We start from the raw sequence: 18,347 nt of genomic DNA, 5'->3' as shown, positions 1-18,347 counted from the left end.
TTTTTTTGCCCGATGGCTGGCGATAGCCAGCTAGTACCGCCAGCGATATTTCTGCATATCAATCTGCCCACTTCCTGAAACCTGTACGCCTTCAGCCAGCAGCGCCTGACGCTGGCGCTGGAGATCGGGGCCGGTCAGTGAGATTGCACCGTGGCGGTTCACCACCCGATGCCAGGGCAGGGTTGAGCCTTCCGGCAGTCGTCTGAGCACACCGCCCACCTGACGTGCCGCGCGCGGCGAGCCCGCAAGCCTGGCAACGTCACCGTAGGTGGTCACAGAGCCTTGCGGAATAGAGGCGACGATTTGCCAAACGCGGTGGGGAAAAGTATCAAAAGCGTCCATAGTCGGTTCCTGAGGGCAGAACTTTCAGCATAATCAGCTCGATGGCCGCTGTGAAGGGGCAATTGCGCAAGAATCCAGCAGGCAGAAGCAGATAGCTTGCAATTGCCTGCTTCAGCAGGGATAATGCGCCAGCGCGTTGGGTAACAACGCTCTCAATGGGGGCCCTGTTGGTTCTCCCGCAACGCTACTCTGTTTACCAGGTCAGGTCCGGAAGGAAGCAGCCAAGGCAGATGACGCGTGTGCCGGGATGTAGCTGGCAGGGCCTCCACCCATTTGTGCCTCTCTTCTTTTCGCGATCCCCGCTTTTGTACCCCTTAAATAGTCAGGCCTTTTGCGCTTAACGTTCTGATGTTTAAAATAAACTTCATCTAATTGTAATAAACTTGTCATATATGTGTCATAAATTGCATTTAAATTAATATTGGGTGTTTATATTACCTTGTGTGTTAAAAATATATTTGTGGAATGTGTTGTTAACTTGATGTATTAGTTATTACAGAAATAATACAAACAAGCCGCTGTGAAGCGCTAACACACATCCGCGTCCTGGATGACGCGTGGCGAGGATAAACATGACCATTGCAGTGCTGAACGTAAAAATTGATGAAAGCGTAAAAGAGAAACTTCGCCACTACGCGGAGGCTAATGGCCTGACGTTAGGCGCGGCGGCGGAAAAGCTGCTGCTGCTGGGTTTTGCGGCGGAAGAAGAGGCGGGCGTATGTGAAGATGACATCGACAGCCAGCATACGGAAGAAGATGTCGCACCATTTACACCTAAAGAAATCAAAGCGTTACGTAAAATCCTGAAGAAGAGAAAATGAAACAGCCACCGACCATAGCCTGTAATTACAGTGAAGCCTGCGATTTATTACGCTCGGGCTACGTAAAGCATGTTCTTCTCAACTGGAACGTGGGTAGCGATGAATTCTTTCGTATTGCCTCCGACTGGTGCGATACCGGGGCGAAGATTAAAAAAGAGGGAGAATCTTTCGTTATTTCGCTAAAAGGTTTTCCGATCCCTCCGCAGCACTAATATATTCTTTGGTTTCATTTTATTTTTATAAAGAATATATCAGCGCCAGGCCCATTCTGTTATTGCGCGCGGCAATGCATCGCGCGCGATTAAATAATTTTCCGCACTTTATTCCCGCTGTGCTGGCCCGCTAATGCGGTCCATACGGGCTGCAAAGTCATAAACGCTTGCCGCAGGGTGTTATCATCCAGCGTGAAGGGAATACGCAGGTTCCGCTCACCGCCACCGGCCAGGCCAAAGCGCGTTCCGACGCCAATATGAATTCCAACCGCCTCCGCGCGGGCGGCAAAACGCGTGGCCATCATGTCCGGTAGCGTCACCCAGAACGATAGCCCTCCCTCCGGCAGCACAAATTTCCACTGCGGAAAGTACTCTTGCATCAGCGTCGCACACATATCACGACGGGCTTTCAGCAGGCGGCGCTTTTCGGGCAGCAGGGTGCGTTCATTTTCCAGCAGCCAGCAGGTGGCCAGCTGTTCCAGCAGCGGAGAACCTAAATCCAGCGTATCGCGAGTCTGAATGAGCGCGGCGATGGTTGTGGTCGACGCGCGAATCCACCCCAGCCGCAGGCCGCCCCAGAAGCTTTTGCCGGTCGAGCCGACGGTAATAATCGGCGCCTCGTGATTGAAGGCCGCCAGCGGTGGCGGTGGCGGGGCGTTGTACCACAAATCGACCATCGTTTCGTCAACCACCAGCGTCGTGCAGGTTCGCGCCGCCAGATCGGCAATGGTTTGACGCGTCGCGCTGTCCATACATTGGCCGGTCGGATTTTGAAAATCGGGCATCAGATAGGCCAGACGCGGCGCGGTTTGGGCGATGATAGCGGCCAGACCATCGGTGTCCCAGCCTTTTTCCGGCAGCGGCAGGGCCACCGGACGGCAGGAGGCGCCTTCGATGGCGGAAATGGCGAGAGGATAGGTCGGGGTCTCTACAACCACGCGATCGCCCGGTCCTGTCAGGTAGCGCAGGATCAGCGCCAGCCCGCTGACCGCGCCGTTAACCAGCATAATTTCGTCGGCGTGTGTTGGCAGGCCGCGCGCGCAGTAGCGCCGGGCGATGGCATCCCGCAGCGTGGGAAGACCGTGCTGATCGTAGCCGGTATTTGCCAGATGTTCCGGTAGTGCCGCCAACGCGTGGCTGTACGCATGATGAATTTCAGCGCCCGCCGCCAGCGCAGCGGTAGAAAGATCCAGCGTGGGGGCGGCATTGGTACGCGGCGCCCGCGGATGACTATTTCCCGCCAGGGTTACCGTGGAGCCGCTTCCCTGGCGGCTTTGCACATAGCCTTCATCGCGTAGCTGCGCTAGCGCGCTGGCGATAGTGGTACGGCTGACACCCAGCGCGCTGGCAAATTCACGTTCGCCAGGCAGACGGGTCCCCAGCGGCAGCCGGCCATCGAGGATCAACAGCCGCAGTGCATCGGTGAGCTGTCGCCACAGCGGTGTGGATGAGGGGCTCTCCTGCCATTGGCCGAGCAGGCGAACTAACGATTGGGTCGCAGAGCGTCGAATCATAGAGCAGTCCACTTCTTTAAAACTGGTCATTAATCATAATGCCATTTTTATCGATGATGAAAGCCTCACATAACAGGCAGAGGTAGTGATGTTACGCCGACTGATTCAACTTTATATTGGGTTAATACTCTACGGCGTTTCAACTGCCGTATACGTCCGCGCCAACCTGGGTGCCGATCCTTGGAACGTATTTCACCTTGGGGTGGCCGGGCTTGCGTCGCTGGATATTGGCCTGGTGATGATCCTCACCGGCGCGGCGGTGCTGCTGCTGTGGATCCCGCTGCGTCAGCGGCCGGGGTTGGGCACCATCAGCAACGTTATCGTGCTGGGGCTGGCGGCTGATGCGACGCTGTCGATCCTGCCACCGCTGGAATCGCTGTGGCTGCGCAGCGCGCTTTTGCTGCTGGCGGTGGTGCTGAACGCGCTGGCGACCGGGATGTACATCGGCGCAGGATTCGGCGCTGGCCCCCGCGATGGGCTGATGACCGGCATTCATGCCCGAACCGGCTGGCCGATTCGACGCATTCGTACCACGATTGAAATCTCAGTGCTGCTGATTGGCGTACTGCTGGGCGGCGCGTTTGGTATTGGTACGGTGCTGTACGCGCTGGCAATTGGTCCACTGATTCAAATATGCCTGCCGTGGTTCCAGCTACCGCGCGTCGCTCAGCGCAAACCGCTAAAAGCCGAACTGCCGTCCTGATCCCGATGGCATCAGGATAATCCGCTGATGCCGTGCCCCATCATGTAAAGCCCTACCAGAATGATCAGCGCGCCGGAAAACCACGGAGCCCGGCGTGACAGTTCGCCAAAGCCGCGCCAGCGTGTGCTGACGTGTTTAAGGCCAATGGCGGCGATGGCACCGGAAGCGACTAACGTTAGCGCGAGCCCGACGCTAAAGCTCAGCACCAGCGTTGCGCCCAGCGCGACGTGCTTTAGCTGAAGACAGATCAGCAAAATAGTGATGGATGCCGGGCAGGGGATCAGCCCACCGGTCAGGCCAAACATGACGATCTGCCCGGTCGTGACCTTCTGCCCGGTGAAGCGTCGGTTGATCTCTTCGGCATGCGCGCGCTGGTGGGCATCTTGCTCGTCAACGTCCACCAGATGGTCGTGGTGATGGTGATCGTGAGACGGGTGGTCATGTCCATGTGCGTGGTCATGATCATGGTCATGAGAGTGGTGGTGATGATGGTGATGCGCACCGTGCGACTCGCGCCAGGTTCGCCACAACATCCATAGGGCGATAGCAATAATGATGATACCGGACAGCAGTTGAAACCACGGCTCGGCCGTCTGCGCGTTCCAGCCGCGGCCAAACCACATTCCCGCCATGGCGATAATCCAGACTACCGCCGTGTGCGATAGCGTGGCAGCGAGTCCCAGAAACACGGCCTGCTTGAGGGTCCCGCGAATGGCGACGATAAACGCGGCCATCATGGTTTTGGAGTGTCCTGGTTCCAGGCCGTGCAGGGCGCCAAGCGCAATCGCACCGGGGATAAAGAACCAGGCATTGCCCTGTTGTAAGAGCGTGGTGAAGTCGGTCATTGCCGTGAAGATCCTTGTCAGAAAGTGCGCACACTATACTCCTACCCAGTATTTATATACTACCCCCTAGTACAAAAATACGCAGAAAAGGCGGTGCATGGTATGCTTGCGCAGGTGTAGAGAAAGGAACCCGCTATGTCACATACCGTTCGTCACAAGAAGATGTTATTGACCCGCCTGAAGAAAATTCAGGGGCAGAGCGCTGCGCTGGAAAAAATGCTGAACCGCGAGCACGAGTGCGCCGAGGTGCTACAGCAGTTGGCGGCGATTCGCGGTGCGGTTAACGGTATGATGATGCAGGTGATTCAGGGCCATCTCACCGATCACGTGGTGAAAGAGCCCGATGAAACGCAGCGTGAAGCCGACCTGGAGGTGGTCATGCAGGTGATGAAGTCTTACCTGAAGTAGCGTGCGTGCGCAGATTGTTTTCCGACCAGATAATAAAGGCCTCTTTGGGTAAGGCTTTGCTGTAGAGCCAGCCTTGCCCGAACTGCACACCATGTTCGTGTAACCACTTGGCCTGACATGGGGTTTCAATCCCTTCCGCCACCACGTTGAGCTGAAGGGTTTTCGCCATCTCAATGATGTACGGCGTGACCTGCGCATATTCCAGTGCGTCAACGAAAGATTTATCCAGCTTTAAGGTATCAACCTCTAAATCCTGTAGGTAGCTCAGGCTCGAGTAGCCGGTGCCGAAATCGTCGATATAGATGGCGTGCCCGGCCTTACGGTAGGCTTTAATTGCCGGTAGCGTGGTTTTTGGGTCGGCGAAGCCGCGTTCGGTTAGCTCAAGCGCCACCTGCTGCGGCCGCACATTCCAGATACGCAGCTGCTGGTGCAGCAGGGTTTGCAGCACGACCGACTGAAAATCAGCCACCGACAGGTTAATTGAGACGTGCACATCCGGATGCAGGCTTAACCATTTGCCAAGATCGTGGAAGACCGTCTTCACCACGCTTTCCGTCAGGTGCGTAATCAGGCCGGTTTGCTCGGCAAGCGGGATAAAAATTTCCGGCGAGAGGTAGCTCCCGTCGGCTTGCTTCCAGCGGGCCAGCGCTTCGCAGCCCATCACTTTCCCGTCGCTGATTGAGACAATGGGCTGATAGTAAACGGAAATATCGGCGTTGTTCAACGCGTCCAGCATCCGCTGGCGCGGGGACTGCAGGTGTTTCAGAACCCGGATAATCAGCCAGCATGCCAGCAGGCTGAGCAGCACGCCCGCAGGGACCCAGATCATGAGCTGGTGGCGCAAACGCGCCGTCAGGGGCAGCGTGGAGGACCAGGTCATGATCGCCACCTGCAGGTCGGGGAACTGGCGGACGGTATAGACAACGTTGTCGCGGGTCAGGGTCTCGAGATGCTCTTGTTGAATACGCTGCCAGGCTTGCTGATCCAGCGAAGCGCTACTGGCCAGGACGCGGTTGTTATGCGTACTGATTAACGCCACCTGAGTGGTGGAATTGGTAAACGGAATCACGTCGATAAACGAGATAGGGTCGATAATCACCATGTGGTGATCGGAAGCGAAGGCCGCCATATAGCGACGAATACCAAGATCGTTTTGATCGGTGTACCAGGCCCGGTAGCCAGCGGGGATAATGCGGTCGGGTTTCGGGAAGGTAAAATGGGTGCTGTTGCTTTCCAGCGATGAACATTTAACGGTTAAACCGTCGAGGAACAGTACTTCCTGGATATAGCGCCAGGAGTAGGAAAGGCGGCGCATGGCCTGCAGATGCTCCGGGCCGCATCCCGATACCTGCATGGCGTCCATTTCACGCAGCGCGCCTTTCGCCTGGTTCATTACCTGCTCGGTGCGAACAAGCACTCGGGAGGCGTAAGTCTCCTGCTCATCAATAAACTGCTTATGCGCTTCACGCTGGGCGAGCCAGATACTGAGCAGTATGGGTAAAAAAATCGCCATGATAAGCACGCCGGTTATCAGGCCGACCAGATGTCGAGTTGTCACTGCCAGTCCTTATCCAGGGCAAACTACGACAAGTATACCTGACAATCCAGGCGCTTATTATGCGAAATCGCTTTGGCCTACCCGAATTGTCAGGAAACTAGCGCCGGTGTGCCAGCGAACGCACCAGCCGGTCACCGCCCATTTGTACACCTTGTACCATCAGCACCAGAATCAACACCGTTCCTACCATAATTTGATCGTTAAATCGCTGATAGCCATAGCGAATCGCTAAATCCCCCAGTCCGCCGCCGCCGATGACGCCGGCCATTGACGAGAAACCGATCAGCATGACGATGGTCAGCGTGGTGGCGGCCAGCAGCGCGGGCAGGGCCTCCGGTAGCAGCGCTTTGCCGATGACGTGCCAGGCGTTACCGCCCATTGACAGCACGGCCTCGATGCGTCCGTACTCCACTTCATCGAGCGCGCTTTCGGTCAGGCGCGCGAAGAAGGGGATGGCGCCGAGCGTAATCGGCACAATCGCCGCGGTGCTGCCGAGCGTGGTCCCCACCAGTAGCCGGGTAAAGGGGATAAGCGCAATCAGTAGTACGATAAACGGTAGCGAACGGCCGGTGTTAATGACCGCCCCCAGCACGGCGTTAAGATGCGGCATCGGCACCAGCCCCTGACGGCGCGAAATAAACAGCAGTACGCCCAGCGGCAGACCAATGAGTACGGTAAACAGGGCCGCCAGTCCGACCATATACACGGTTTCCAGCGTGCCATCGACCAGCAGCGGCCATAATTCTTCCCAGCTCATGCGACTATGCATAGCGGCCTCCCGTCCAGACCATGACGAGCCAGGAAGCGGCGTTCTTCGTCGCCGTCACCCAGCAAGATATCCCGCAGACGCGACCAGGGCGAGACCAGCAGATCGGCAATTTTACCGCTCTCCTGCAGTTCTCCGCCTTCCAGCAGCGCCACGTGGTCACACAGATTTTTAACGACCTCCAACTGATGGGTGATCAGCACAATCGTCAGCCCCAGTTGGCGGTTAATGCTTTCCAGCAGCGCCAGTACGCTGGCGGTCGTTTCGGCGTCCAGCGCGCTGGTGGCCTCGTCACACAGCAGCACATCCGGCTCGGCGGCCAGCGCGCGGGCAATGCCCACGCGCTGCTTCTGCCCACCGGACAGCTGAGAAGGAAAGGCGTCCGCTTTGTTGCTCAGCCCCACCAGCGCCAGCAGTTCGGCGACGCGTTTTTGCCGCTGCGCCTTGGGTACGCCGGCAATCTCCAGCGGCACCGCCACGTTGTCGGCGACGCTGCGGGCGTGCAGCAGGTTGAAGTGCTGGAAGATCATGCCGGTGCGCAGGCGATGGGCGCGCAGCTGCGCTTTGTCATAGTGCGCAATATCCTCGCCGTTGAACAAGATGCGGCCCGCGCTGGGCCGCTCCAGTAAGTTCAGGCAGCGAATCAGCGTGCTTTTGCCCGCGCCGCTGCGCCCCAGGATGCCGTAAATCGCCCCCTGCGGAACGCTAAACGACACGTTATTCAGCGCCGGTTGGCCTCCTCCGGCATAGTGCTTACTCAGCCCTTCAATGGCGATCATGACTGCGGCGCGCTGACCGGGATGACCGAACCGTTGTAATGCTGGCGAATAAATTCCGCCACCTGAGGTGACGTTAAATCTTTTGCCAGCGCTTTAATCCGTGGGTCATTCGCCAGCTGCGGTTTGGTGACCAGGATATTGGCGTACGGGTTATGCTCGGCGCTCTCCAGCCCCAGCGCATCTTTGGCTGGCGTAAGTCCGGCTTCCAGGGCGTAGTTGCCGTTGATCACCGCCAGGTCGACGTCATCCAGCGAGCGGGGGATTTGCGGTGATTCCACTTCAAGGATCTTCAGCTTGTGCGGGTTCTCGACAATATCTTTTGGCGTCGCCAGCGTGGTTGCCGGGTCGGTAAACTTGGCCGCCAGCTTGATCAGGCCTTTGCTTTGCAGCAGGAACAGGGCGCGGCTCAGGTTGGTGGTGTTATTCGGCACCGCGACGGTCGCCCCTTCCGGCAGCGATTGCAGATCCTTGTGTTTGTGCGAGTAGATGCCCAGCGGCTCAATATGTACTGTGGCGGCCACGGCGAAGGTTTTACCCAGCGCTTTTTCCTGATCTTTCAGGTACGGCACGTGCTGGAAATAGTTGGCGTCGACATCGCCATTCGCCAGCAGCTCATTGGCATTTACGCCGCTGGTCAGCTCGACGATTTTCAGATCGAGCTTTGGATCTTGCTTCTGAATGAACTTCAGAATTTCGGCGTGCGGAACCGGGTCGGCAGCGACGCGCAGCGGCTCGGCGGAAGCGTTCCAGGCCAGAGCGAGAGACAGTGCAACGCCTGCCAGTTTAAAAGCGGCATATTTCATGGTGTGTTTCCTTATTGTTTTAGGTCAGGCAATGAGTTGTTCGCTGCGCGCACGCAGCACGTCACGGTAATAGCGTTCCGCCACGTCTGGATGGGAGCGCAGGCGGCCTTTGAGATAATTCCAACCCACATCCCGCAGCAGCGGATTTTGCGGATCGCTTTGCGGCCCGTTGGCTTCCCGCGCCAGCGCCTCCGGCAGCGAGTACACCGGGACGACGGCATCCAACTGGGCGCCGAGGAAAAAGGCAATCGACAATCGCTGGCTGTTAGCCGGCGGGGTGATCACCCGGTGCACGGTCGCGCGCAGGTAACCGTTGGTCGCCAGCTCAAGCAGTTCGCCGATGTTCACAACAAAGCTGCCTGGCAGGGGCGCGGCGTCGATCCACTGGCCGTCGCTGACCTCGACCTGCAGGCCCTTTTGTTCGTCCTGCAGCAGAAAGCTTAGAAAACCGGAGTCTTTGTGGGCACCGACGCCCTGAGTGCTGTTTTGCGTATCCTGCTGACCCGGATATCGGATCAGCTTGATGTGTTCGTTGGGCTTTTCGCCATACAGGGTGTCAAATGCTTCACGCGGCAGGTGCAGGGCCTCAGCAAAGGCGCGCAGCAGCGTCATGGCCATATCGGTCATCGCATGCTGCCATTGCAGCAACACCGGGCGCAGGGTGGGCAGCGCTTCCGGCCACAGATTGGGCCCTTGTAGCTGCAGCCAGCGCGGATCGTGCTCGCGTAAAGTGATGGCCTGGCGCTCAGCGCCGACATCAAACTGTTCCCGCCAGTCAGGCTGCCCGCGCGTCAGCTCGGCGGCGCTGCGGTTATAGCCGCGAAAGTGCGGGGAGTGGATCATCGCAACCTGCTGTTTTTGTTCGTCGGACAGGGCGAAAAAACGGCGGGACTCTGACTGTAGCGCACGCTGTAGGGCATCGTCGATGCCGTGATCGGTCAGATAGAAAAAGCCGACGTCGCGGGCGGCGTGGCGAAGCTGTTGCAGAAATTCAGCGCGCTCAGACGGTCGGTGGTAGTGCGCCAGGCTGAGGACGGGCAGGGTGGTCAGACTCATTGTGTTCTCCGTATTGCCAATTAATGCCGTGATGTTCAGGTGGTGCGAATGCGGGATGACAACAACAGCGCTGCATGGGATATCTCCTTCGGGTTGATGGAGACAGCCTGCCAGAGGGCAATTCATGCGACCAATAACGTTATTGTCTAATTTATATTCGCGGACGGGTCTGAGCTTTTGCGAAAAATCGCTAAGGCGTGCAGCATCGGGCTCGAGCGCCAGGAGAGAGGTGCTCGGCGGGGAAAACGGTTATACCTGCAAACGGTGGGGTTGCATTACGCTTTCTGACGGCGTATTTTAATTGTTATGTTATAACATATCTATTGAGGTCGAGATGAAAGCGAATATCCATCCCCATTACCGTACCGTGGTATTCCACGACACCAGTGCCAATGAGTACTTTAAAGTGGGTTCTACCATTAAAACGGAGCGCGAGATTACGCTGGAAGGTGTGACATATCCGTATGTCACCATTGATGTGTCGTCCAAATCGCATCCGTACTACACCGGCAAGCAGAGAAGCGTGTCGGCGGAAGGCAGCGTTGCCCGCTTTACCCAGCGCTTTGGCCGCTTTGTTGATATAAAAAGAGGTGAATGATGCAGGTACTGAACTCGCTGCGCAGCGCAAAACAGCGCCACCCTGACTGCCAGATTGTTAAACGCAAGGGGCGTCTGTACGTCATCTGCAAGTCAAACCCCCGCTTTAAAGCCGTGCAGGGGCGTAAGAAACGTCGCTAACGTAAAGACGCCAGGGACCGGCGTTGCTTGCCGTCGGTGGTAAAGTTATCGGCGGCAAGCCAGGCGCGGAAGGCGCTATCCAGCGCTGGCCACTCGCCGTCAATGATGGAAAACCAGTCGGTATCACGGTTGTGCCCTTTAATCACCAGCGCTTGACGAAAGCGCCCTTCAAACTGGAAGCCTAAGCGCAGCGCCGCCTGGCGCGACGGTTCATTCAGGCTGTTGCACTTCCACTCATAGCGACGATAGCCGAGCGTATCAAAGGCGTAGCGCATCAGCAGCCACTGCGCTTCGGTGGCCGCCGGTGTGCGGCTAAGCCGTGGCGAAAAGTGCACATGGCCGACTTCCACCACGCCATTTTTGGGGTCTATGCGCATCAATGCCAGCGAGCCAACGGGCTGCTGGCTGTGCGCATCTATTACCGCAAAATGCATCGGATCCTGCAGCGTTTCAACGCTGGCGATCCACTGACGATAAGCTTCCGGCGAATCATCCGGCTCGCGCAGTAGCCACGTCCAACTGCGGGTATCCGCGGCCTGCTGATGCGCGGCGAAGAGCGCCTCAGCGTGCTGTTGTTGCAACGGCTCCAGACGACAAAAACGCCCCTCAAGTACCGTACGCTGTGGGTGTGCGCGCGGCTGCCAGTCCGGCAGCGCATCGCCAATTAATTGACCAAATTGATTGAGCTGACTCATAACCTCTCCTTCGGGAAAAAAAGCAATGCCCCGAGCGTAGGCGTTTACTGGTTCCATAAAAAGTGCCACCAGGCTATCTTTTGATGGTGCCACAAGGAGCCGTAATGAATATTCCCGACGATCCCTTTTTTGCCCTGCTGTCTACCGCGCTGAGCGCACGCGGCGAGGAAACGCTGCAACGAAGCCTGTACGCTACGCTCAGAGATGCCATTCTGCAGGGGCAGCTGCGCGCAGAGAGCTGGCTGCCCGGATCGCGTACCGTGGCCCTGCGGCTGGGGATTTCACGCAATACCGTCAATGCCGCGCTGGAGCAGCTGGCGATGGAAGGCTACCTGCGCCGCGATCGCCGCGGCTCGCGCGTGGCGCGATTGCCGCAGACGGCGGCCGATGAAGGGCCGGTTGAGGTACCGATCGCGCTCTCGGCACGTCTTTCCGCCCTGCCACAGGTGCTGCCGCGTGATCATCCGCCGCTGTTATTTACGCCCGGTACTCCGGCGATCAACTATTTTCCTTTGCCGCTCTGGCGGCGTCTGCTCGATCGCGTGCTGCGCGAAGAGGGCAGTAGCCTGCTGGGCTATGGTGACTCGGCAGGCGAGTGGCCGCTGCGAACGGCAATTGCCCGCCATCTGGCGCTGTCGCGCGGGATTGACTGCGACGCGCGACAGATAGTCATCACCGAAGGGGCGCTGGAAGGCGTGAATTTGTGCACCCATCTGCTGAGCGAGCCTGGGCAGTCGGCATGGGTTGAAGAGCCTGGCTATTTCGGTGCCAAAAGCGCATTTCTGACCGCCGGGCTAAAGCTGGAGGGGGTGGCGGTGGATCGAGAGGGCATGAAGATTGACGCCGGGTTAGCGCCACCGAGGCTGATTTTTACGTCACCTTCTCACCAGTATCCCACCGGCAGCGTGCTCAGCGCGGCGCGACGTCTGGCGCTGCTGGAATATGCTCGTCAGCACGGTTGCTGGATCGTGGAGGATGATTACGACAGCGAGTTTCGCTTTAGCGGCGAGCCGATTCCCGCGATGCGCGGCATGGCCCCTAACGCGCCGGTGGTCTATCTTGGCACCTTTAGCAAAACCTTATTTCCGTCGCTGCGCCTCGGATTTATGGTGCTACCCTCGATGCTGGTGGAAAGCGCCCAGCCGGCTATCCGTGCGCTGCTGCGCGGCGGTCATCGTGCAGAGCAGCGCGCGCTGGCCTGTTTTATTGAGGAGGGACATTACGCTCGCCATCTGGCGGCGATGCGGCGTTTGTACCGTAAACGGCAGATACAGCTGTGTGAGGTACTGGAACAAGAACTGATCGTGCCGCACGAGTTGATGGCGGGCGAGGGCGGGCTGCATATGACGGTGGCGATTGACGGCATTGATGATGTGACGCTGGTTCGCCAACTGCGCGCGCACCAGATGGCGCCTGGTGCGCTGAGTAGCTTTTACCTTAACCGTCAGCACGCGCGTTCAGGGCTGGTACTGGGCTATGGCAATACGTCCGCATCGCAGTTTGCACCGGCGATACGGACTTTACAGCGGCTTATTGCGCCGCTTCGGCGCGGGCGAGAGTGAAAACGTCGTAGAACGACAGTTCGCCTTTGGTGGTGACCATTTTTTGCAGCTGGGTTTTGTACTGACCGTCGACGCGGCTGGAGTGCAGAATTTTTTCAATCAGCTGCGGTGGGACGAAGCGGGTGTTGTACCACTCGCCGTTGTAGCACACGCGGAAATCCAGGACGTCGATATCTTCGTAGCGGTAGCGCGGGTAGACGTCGAAAAAGAAAAAGCCGTTCAACAGCGCGAACAGCAGCCACAGTAGCCAGACGGAGTCGGCCAGCGTCTCTGAGCGCATCATCACCACCAGGGTGGCGAAGAAGGCAAGGTACATGGCGACAAACAGTCCGGGATGGTTGCGGATAAAGCTGATGCTAAAGCGCGGCCGGTTGTCGCGCTTTTCACGGGCGTTCAGTTCATCAATGGTTTGCGTGAGTAATCGCTGGATCTCTGACATCTTTTGCTCGGCAACGTAGGGCGGAATAGCCTATTGTATGTTGCGTTAATCCATGCAAAAAGTAACAGATCGGTTGCAAAAAACCATAACAGTCTGCCGCTGTTATTTTGATAACATTTTAATGATGCGCGCCGGGTTGCCGCCGACAACGGCGTTAGCCGGGACATCTTTGACGACTACCGCGCCTGAAGCGATGACGGCATTATCACCGATGGTCACACCGGGGTTGACGATCGCTCGTCCGCCGATCCATACGTTGTGGCCGATGGTGACCGGTTTGCCGAACTCCACGCCGCTGTTACGTTCGTCGGCATCCAGCGGATGCGTGGCAGTGTAGATATGCACACCCGGCGCCAGCATACAGTTATCGCCGATGTGAACCGGGCAGACATCCAACATCACACAGTCAAAGTTGGCGTAGAAGTTAGCGCCAAGGTGAATATTGTAGCCATAATCGCAGCGGAAGGTGGGTTCAATATAGGCGCCATCCCCTTTGCCGAGCAGCGCTTTCAGTAACGCTGTGCGTTCGGCTTTTTCATCCGGTGCCGTATGGTTATAACGGTGGATAAGCTGCCTGGCGCGAATCCGGTCCGTTCTTAGCGTTTCATCTCCCGGACGATAGGGTTCGCCGGCAATCATTTTGCGTTTTTCATCACTCATCGGTGCCTCCTGTTAGCGGAGCCACCACCTTAAAAGGTGATACATGATTTGGGAACGTTCCCATGGCATCGCTGTGACGCTATTCACAGAATCTAATCGTATCCAGAGGAGAGTCGCGCACGAAAAAAGAAATTAGCGAATGTACTTCCACACGGTTGAAGGGATCTTATCGTAGAGTTTATTCATGGTCAGTTCAGCCAGACGATGATCGGCCGCTGAGTAAAATACCGCCAGTTCATTGTCGGACAGCTCATATTTATTTTTTTCAATTACGCGTTCGAGCGTGTCAATAGACTGGCAGCGTCGCAGGCGCATCAAATAATCAGTTTTAGTTAGTGGTTTATCAGACATAATTCACCCATTGATTGTAATAATTTTAACAAGAAAGACTGACGGGGTTGGCGCGGCTCGCATTGACAAAACAACGGAAGAGTTTGTTCCCTGACTTCCGCCATTTTTGCAGGTCGACGCTATTAATGCCGTAGTTACTGAATAACATAAAAGTATCATCCAGATATTCGTCAATCTGTGCAATCAGTTTATTATCTTCGTCGTACTTAATTTTATAATTAAGTGCGAACGTTGCTATATGTTCTATCAGCTCATTAAGCTGCAGGTTAACCGCCGAGGTGGGATCGTTCACCCAGCCATGGTTACTCTCTTCGAGCGTGGCAAGACAATCATGATACAGGGTTTCGCAGAGAAACTTAAGCTGTGCGATATCATGTCTTTTTGGTGAGTATTCGTCCATAACGCATCCCCCTGTTCGTAGTACAGACAACGAGTAACAAATACCGGTGCGGGATGGTACTGCTGGCAAACCTGAAACATGCACGTGTTCCCGATCTGTTGTAACTATAATCCACTGCGCAAAAGATTTCATCGCGCTATTACGAAAAATTACAATTAAATCTCAGAGGGTTAAATTTTTTCTGCTCTCACCCATAAGACTGAACATAAAAGCTAACATCTTGTTTCTGCATAGAAACGGCGGGTGAAAAATGCAGGTTTCATAGCTTTGACCGCGGTGATGTGTGGAAAGTTCTTAGGCTTGACTAGGAATAATCCTAAAATCATTGAGTAAATACTCATTAAGAAAATGATGCAAAATAAATTAAAGAAAAATCTTAATTCTAGTATTGGCGTGGTTAAGGCTATTTTTATTATCAAAGGGGAGTAATAGTTTCATTTATTAATAAATGATTAAATAGTAATCAATCGATGGCGGCGGGTGATGGCGATATAAAAAAAAGGGCCGCATGTGCGGCCCTTGAGGTAAGACGTTTTTAGTGATGCTCAACCTTGTGGCTGTGCTCAATGTCTTCGTTCTTACGGCTGAAACGACGACGAACCACGACGAAGAACACCGGGACAAAGAAGATAGCCAGCACGGTCGCTGTTACCATCCCGCCCATTACGCCGGTACCTACGGCGTTCTGCGCACCGGAGCCCGCGCCAGAGCTGATAACCAGCGGCATAACGCCGAGGATAAAGGCCAGCGAGGTCATCAGGATAGGACGCAGACGCATACGTACGGCTTCCAGCGTTGCTTCGATAAGCCCTTTACCTTCTTTATCCATCAGGTCTTTGGCGAACTCGACGATCAAGATGGCGTTTTTCGCCGAGAGACCGATGGTGGTCAACAGGCCTACCTGGAAGTACACGTCGTTGGTCAGACCGCGCAGCGTTGCGGCCAGCAGCGCACCGACAACCCCCAGCGGAACCACCAGCATGACCGAGAACGGAATAGACCAGCTCTCATACAGTGCGGCCAGACACAGGAAGACGACGATCAGCGAAATCGCGTACAGGGCAGGGGCCTGGTTGCCGGAGAGGCGTTCCTGATAGGACATGCCCGTCCAGTCGTAGCCGATACCCGCGGGCAGTTTACCCGCCAGCTCTTCCATCAGGCTCATTGCCTCACCGGTACTCTTACCTTCGGCTGCCTGGCCCAGGATTTCCATGGACGGCAGACCGTTGTAACGTTCCAGACGCGGCGAACCGTATTCCCAGCGCGAGCTGGAGAAGGCCGAGAACGGCACCATCTGACCATCGCTGCCGCGAACGTACCACTTACCAATATCTTCTGGCAGCATACGGTATTTCGCTTCGGACATCAGATACACCTTCTTCACACGACCGCGGTCGATGAAGTCGTTGACGTAGCTACCGCCCCAGGCCGTGCCCAGCGTGGTATTGATGTCACTGATAGAAACACCCAGCGCCTGGGCTTTTTCCTGATCGATGTCGATTTTGAACTGCGGCGTATCTTCCAGACCGTTAGGACGCACGCCGGTCAGCACGTCAGGGTGCTGGGCAATCATGCCGAACAGTTGGTTACGCGCCTGCGTCAGTTTTTCGTGACCCAGACCCGCCTGATCAATCAGCTGGAAGTCAAAGCCGGTTGCCGTACCCAGTTCTACAATCGCCGGCAGGTTAAAGGCGAACACCATCGCATCTTTAATCTGTGAGAAGTAGCCCATTGCACGGCCGGTGATCGCTTCCACTTTGTTCTCGGCGCCCGGACGTTGACTCCAGTCCTTCAGCGAGACGAACGCGATACCGGTGTTCTGGCCGCGACCCGCGAAACCGAAGCCGTTTACGGCGAAGACGGACTCAACGTTGTCTTTCTCTTTGGTGAGATAGTAGTTGGTCATCTCATCCAGCACTTTCTGCGTACGTTCCTGGGTCGCACCGGCAGGCAGCTGCGCCATGCTCAGGAATACGCCCTGGTCTTCGTCCGGCAGGAAGGAGCTTGGCAGACGTACAAACAAAAACGCCATGCCGACGACGATGATCAGATACAGCAGCAAATAACGACCGGTGCTGCGCAGAATATTGCCTACGCTATCGGTGTAGTGGTGCGTGCTCTTCTCAAACATCCGGTTGAACCAGCCGAAGAACCCGGTGGTTGCGCCGTGGCTGCCTTTTTCGATTGGCTTCAGCATGGTGGCGCAGAGCGCCGGCGTCAGGATCAACGCAACCAGTACCGACAGCGCCATCGCGGACACGATAGTGATGGAGAACTGGCGATAGATTGCCCCGGTAGAACCGCCGAAGAAGGCCATCGGGATGAACACCGCGGACAGGACCATCGCGATACCAACCAGCGCCCCCTGAATCTGGCCCATTGATTTACGCGTCGCTTCTTTTGGCGGCAGACCTTCTTCCGCCATGACGCGCTCGACGTTCTCTACGACGACGATGGCGTCATCCACCAACAGGCCGATGGCAAGCACCATCCCGAACATGGTCAGCGTGTTTATCGAGAAGCCGAATGCCGCCAGCACCGCAAAGGTCCCGAGCAGTACCACCGGCACCGCGATCGTTGGGATAAGCGTCGCGCGGAAGTTCTGCAGGAACAGATACATCACCAGGAACACCAGAATGATCGCTTCGACCAGCGTTTTCACCACTTCGTGAATTGAGATCTTAACGAACGGGGTGGTGTCATACGGATAAACGATTTTCATCCCTGACGGGAAGAACGGCTCCATTTTTGCCAGTTCAGCGCGAATGGCGCTCGCGGTGTCCAGGGCGTTGGCGCCGGTCGCCAGTTTAATCCCCAGGCCGGAAGCCGGCTGGCCGTTAAACTTCGCGATAACGTCGTAGCTCTCGCCGCCGAGCTCAATCTTGGCGACGTCGCGCAGGCGAACCTGCGAGCCGTCCTGGTTCACCTTCAGCAGGATGTTGCCAAACTGCTCGGTGTTGGTCAGACGGGTTTGCGCCACGATAGAGGCGTTCAGCTGCTGGCCTTTCACCGGCGGCGTACCGCCTAACTGACCGGCCGCCACCTGGGCGTTCTGTGCTTTCAGCGCGGCGATCACGTCAACCGGCGTCAGCTGGAAGTTGTTCAGTTTGTTCGGGTCCATCCAGATACGCATCGCGTACTGGGAACCAAACAGCTGAACGTCGCCCACGCCGCTGGTACGGCTAATGGCGTCCTTCATGTTCGCTGCCACGTAGTCCGAGATATCGTCCTGGTTCATGGTGCCGTTGGTGTTGATAACACCGACAACCATCAGGAAGCTGCTGGACGCTTTCTCAACGCTAATACCCTGCTGCTGAACTTCTTGCGGCAGCAGTGGAGTGGCCAGCGCGAGTTTGTTCTGCACCTGAACCTGCGCGATATCCGGATCGGTACCGGATTCGAAGGTCAGGGTAATGGTTGCGGTACCGGTGGAGTCGCCGTTGGAGGACATGTACATCAGGTGATCGATACCGTTCATGTTCTGTTCGATAACCTGAGTTACTGTGTTCTGCACCGTTTCGGCGTCAGCACCGGGGTACATGGCCGTGATCGAAATTGCTGGCGGCGCAATCGTCGGATATTGCGCTACCGGCAACTTGAGGATCGATAGCCCCCCTGCCAGCATGATAATGATGGCGATCACCCACGCAAATATGGGGCGATCGATAAAGAAATTAGGCATGTCTTAACGGCTC

Annotated in this window: 21 protein-coding genes and 1 other RNA gene; 8 read left to right on the top strand and 14 right to left on the bottom strand. The window is 56.4% G+C overall.

What is annotated here, in order from left to right:
* Positions 1-30 precede the first annotated feature (30 nt).
* Complete coding sequence (locus H7R76_RS17825; RefSeq protein WP_106927951.1) at positions 31-342, bottom strand: MGMT family protein; 312 nt, start codon at positions 340-342, stop codon at positions 31-33.
* 165 nt (positions 343-507) lie between these two features.
* Between H7R76_RS17825 and ffs the strand changes: the two genes are divergently transcribed.
* From ffs to H7R76_RS17810, 3 genes are all read left to right on the top strand, one after another.
* An RNA gene (gene ffs / locus H7R76_RS17820) (signal recognition particle sRNA small type) lies at positions 508-604 on the top strand.
* Positions 605-914: 310 nt separating this feature from the next.
* The gene (locus H7R76_RS17815; protein ID WP_106927950.1) at positions 915-1,163 is read left to right on the top strand and encodes a hypothetical protein; all 249 of its coding nucleotides are present in this window, start codon (positions 915-917) and stop codon (positions 1,161-1,163) included.
* Positions 1,160-1,375: a hypothetical protein gene (locus H7R76_RS17810; RefSeq protein ID WP_106927948.1), complete on the top strand. Its 216-nt coding sequence runs from the start codon at positions 1,160-1,162 to the stop codon at positions 1,373-1,375. The genes H7R76_RS17815 and H7R76_RS17810 overlap by 4 nt, the downstream gene beginning before the upstream one ends.
* Before the next feature lie 89 nt (positions 1,376-1,464).
* Here the strand turns inward: H7R76_RS17810 and yczR are convergent, their stop codons facing one another.
* Positions 1,465-2,889 carry a MocR-like transcription factor YczR gene (yczR, locus tag H7R76_RS17805; RefSeq protein WP_182965984.1) on the bottom strand — a complete coding sequence of 475 codons (1,425 nt, stop codon included), beginning with the start codon at positions 2,887-2,889 and terminating at the stop codon, positions 1,465-1,467.
* Between the two features lie 88 nt (positions 2,890-2,977).
* On the opposite strand from yczR, the gene yczE reads away from it, so the two are divergent.
* Positions 2,978-3,592, top strand: coding sequence for a membrane protein YczE (gene yczE / locus H7R76_RS17800; protein WP_106927946.1), 615 nt, complete (start codon positions 2,978-2,980; stop codon positions 3,590-3,592).
* Positions 3,593-3,603: 11 nt separating this feature from the next.
* On the opposite strand, the gene H7R76_RS17795 is transcribed toward yczE, so the two are convergent.
* Positions 3,604-4,437, bottom strand: a complete 834-nt coding sequence (locus H7R76_RS17795) for a nickel/cobalt efflux protein RcnA (RefSeq protein WP_106927944.1) — start codon at positions 4,435-4,437, stop codon at positions 3,604-3,606.
* Positions 4,438-4,572: 135 nt separating this feature from the next.
* Between H7R76_RS17795 and H7R76_RS17790 the strand changes: the two genes are divergently transcribed.
* Positions 4,573-4,845 carry a metal/formaldehyde-sensitive transcriptional repressor gene (locus H7R76_RS17790; protein WP_106927942.1) on the top strand — a complete coding sequence of 91 codons (273 nt, stop codon included), beginning with the start codon at positions 4,573-4,575 and terminating at the stop codon, positions 4,843-4,845.
* Here H7R76_RS17790 and pdeB read toward each other — a convergent pair.
* The 5 genes from pdeB to H7R76_RS17765 all read right to left on the bottom strand — a co-directional run bounded on the left by pdeB (position 4,814) and on the right by H7R76_RS17765 (position 9,807).
* Positions 4,814-6,403 (bottom strand): cyclic di-3',5'-guanosine monophosphate phosphodiesterase PdeB, encoded by a 1,590-nt coding sequence (pdeB, locus tag H7R76_RS17785; protein ID WP_106927940.1) that lies wholly within the window; start codon positions 6,401-6,403, stop codon positions 4,814-4,816. The genes H7R76_RS17790 and pdeB overlap by 32 nt on opposite strands.
* Positions 6,404-6,500: 97 nt before the next feature.
* On the bottom strand, positions 6,501-7,160 hold the full coding sequence (locus tag H7R76_RS17780; protein WP_181358018.1) for a methionine ABC transporter permease: 660 nt from the start codon (positions 7,158-7,160) through the stop codon (positions 6,501-6,503).
* Positions 7,157-7,948 carry a methionine ABC transporter ATP-binding protein gene (locus H7R76_RS17775; protein ID WP_182965982.1) on the bottom strand — a complete coding sequence of 264 codons (792 nt, stop codon included), beginning with the start codon at positions 7,946-7,948 and terminating at the stop codon, positions 7,157-7,159. Before H7R76_RS17775 ends, H7R76_RS17780 begins: the two co-directional genes overlap by 4 nt.
* Positions 7,945-8,751, bottom strand: a complete 807-nt coding sequence (locus H7R76_RS17770; RefSeq protein ID WP_182965980.1) for a MetQ/NlpA family ABC transporter substrate-binding protein — start codon at positions 8,749-8,751, stop codon at positions 7,945-7,947. Before H7R76_RS17770 ends, H7R76_RS17775 begins: the two co-directional genes overlap by 4 nt.
* 24 nt (positions 8,752-8,775) lie before the next feature.
* The gene (locus H7R76_RS17765; RefSeq protein ID WP_106927934.1) at positions 8,776-9,807 is read right to left on the bottom strand and encodes an isopenicillin N synthase family dioxygenase; all 1,032 of its coding nucleotides are present in this window, start codon (positions 9,805-9,807) and stop codon (positions 8,776-8,778) included.
* A gap of 334 nt (positions 9,808-10,141) precedes the next feature.
* Between H7R76_RS17765 and H7R76_RS17760 the strand changes: the two genes are divergently transcribed.
* Positions 10,142-10,405, top strand: coding sequence for a type B 50S ribosomal protein L31 (locus H7R76_RS17760; protein ID WP_106927932.1), 264 nt, complete (start codon positions 10,142-10,144; stop codon positions 10,403-10,405).
* On the top strand, positions 10,405-10,545 hold the full coding sequence (gene ykgO / locus H7R76_RS17755; protein ID WP_003859006.1) for a type B 50S ribosomal protein L36: 141 nt from the start codon (positions 10,405-10,407) through the stop codon (positions 10,543-10,545). The genes H7R76_RS17760 and ykgO overlap by 1 nt, the downstream gene beginning before the upstream one ends.
* Here the strand turns inward: ykgO and H7R76_RS17750 are convergent.
* Positions 10,542-11,240: a GNAT family N-acetyltransferase gene (locus H7R76_RS17750; RefSeq protein WP_106927930.1), complete on the bottom strand. Its 699-nt coding sequence runs from the start codon at positions 11,238-11,240 to the stop codon at positions 10,542-10,544. The two genes, ykgO and H7R76_RS17750, sit on opposite strands and share 4 nt — an antisense overlap.
* 104 nt (positions 11,241-11,344) lie before the next feature.
* Between H7R76_RS17750 and pdxR the strand changes: the two genes are divergently transcribed.
* A complete protein-coding gene (gene pdxR / locus H7R76_RS17745) occupies positions 11,345-12,802 on the top strand; it encodes a MocR-like pyridoxine biosynthesis transcription factor PdxR (RefSeq protein ID WP_106927928.1) in 1,458 nt (485 codons plus the stop codon).
* On the opposite strand, the gene H7R76_RS17740 is transcribed toward pdxR, so the two are convergent.
* The 5 genes from H7R76_RS17740 to acrB all read right to left on the bottom strand — a co-directional run bounded on the left by H7R76_RS17740 (position 12,771) and on the right by acrB (position 18,334).
* The gene (locus H7R76_RS17740; protein ID WP_106927926.1) at positions 12,771-13,241 is read right to left on the bottom strand and encodes a YlaC family protein; all 471 of its coding nucleotides are present in this window, start codon (positions 13,239-13,241) and stop codon (positions 12,771-12,773) included. The two genes, pdxR and H7R76_RS17740, sit on opposite strands and share 32 nt — an antisense overlap.
* Before the next feature lie 102 nt (positions 13,242-13,343).
* A complete protein-coding gene (maa, locus tag H7R76_RS17735; RefSeq protein WP_182965978.1) occupies positions 13,344-13,901 on the bottom strand; it encodes a maltose O-acetyltransferase in 558 nt (185 codons plus the stop codon).
* A gap of 132 nt (positions 13,902-14,033) precedes the next feature.
* Positions 14,034-14,252, bottom strand: a complete 219-nt coding sequence (gene hha / locus H7R76_RS17730) for a hemolysin expression-modulating protein Hha (RefSeq protein ID WP_064547995.1) — start codon at positions 14,250-14,252, stop codon at positions 14,034-14,036.
* A 25-nt stretch (positions 14,253-14,277) separates the two neighbouring features.
* On the bottom strand, positions 14,278-14,652 hold the full coding sequence (gene tomB / locus H7R76_RS17725; RefSeq protein WP_106927922.1) for an Hha toxicity modulator TomB: 375 nt from the start codon (positions 14,650-14,652) through the stop codon (positions 14,278-14,280).
* A 535-nt stretch (positions 14,653-15,187) separates the two neighbouring features.
* Complete coding sequence (acrB, locus tag H7R76_RS17720) at positions 15,188-18,334, bottom strand: multidrug efflux RND transporter permease subunit AcrB (RefSeq protein WP_182929375.1); 3,147 nt, start codon at positions 18,332-18,334, stop codon at positions 15,188-15,190.
* Positions 18,335-18,347 lie beyond the last annotated feature (13 nt).

The organism is Klebsiella sp. WP8-S18-ESBL-06 (assembly GCF_014169755.1).
GTDB classification, from domain to species: domain Bacteria; phylum Pseudomonadota; class Gammaproteobacteria; order Enterobacterales; family Enterobacteriaceae; genus Kluyvera; species Kluyvera ascorbata_B.
This window is presented reverse-complemented; position numbering and strand designations above follow the sequence as displayed.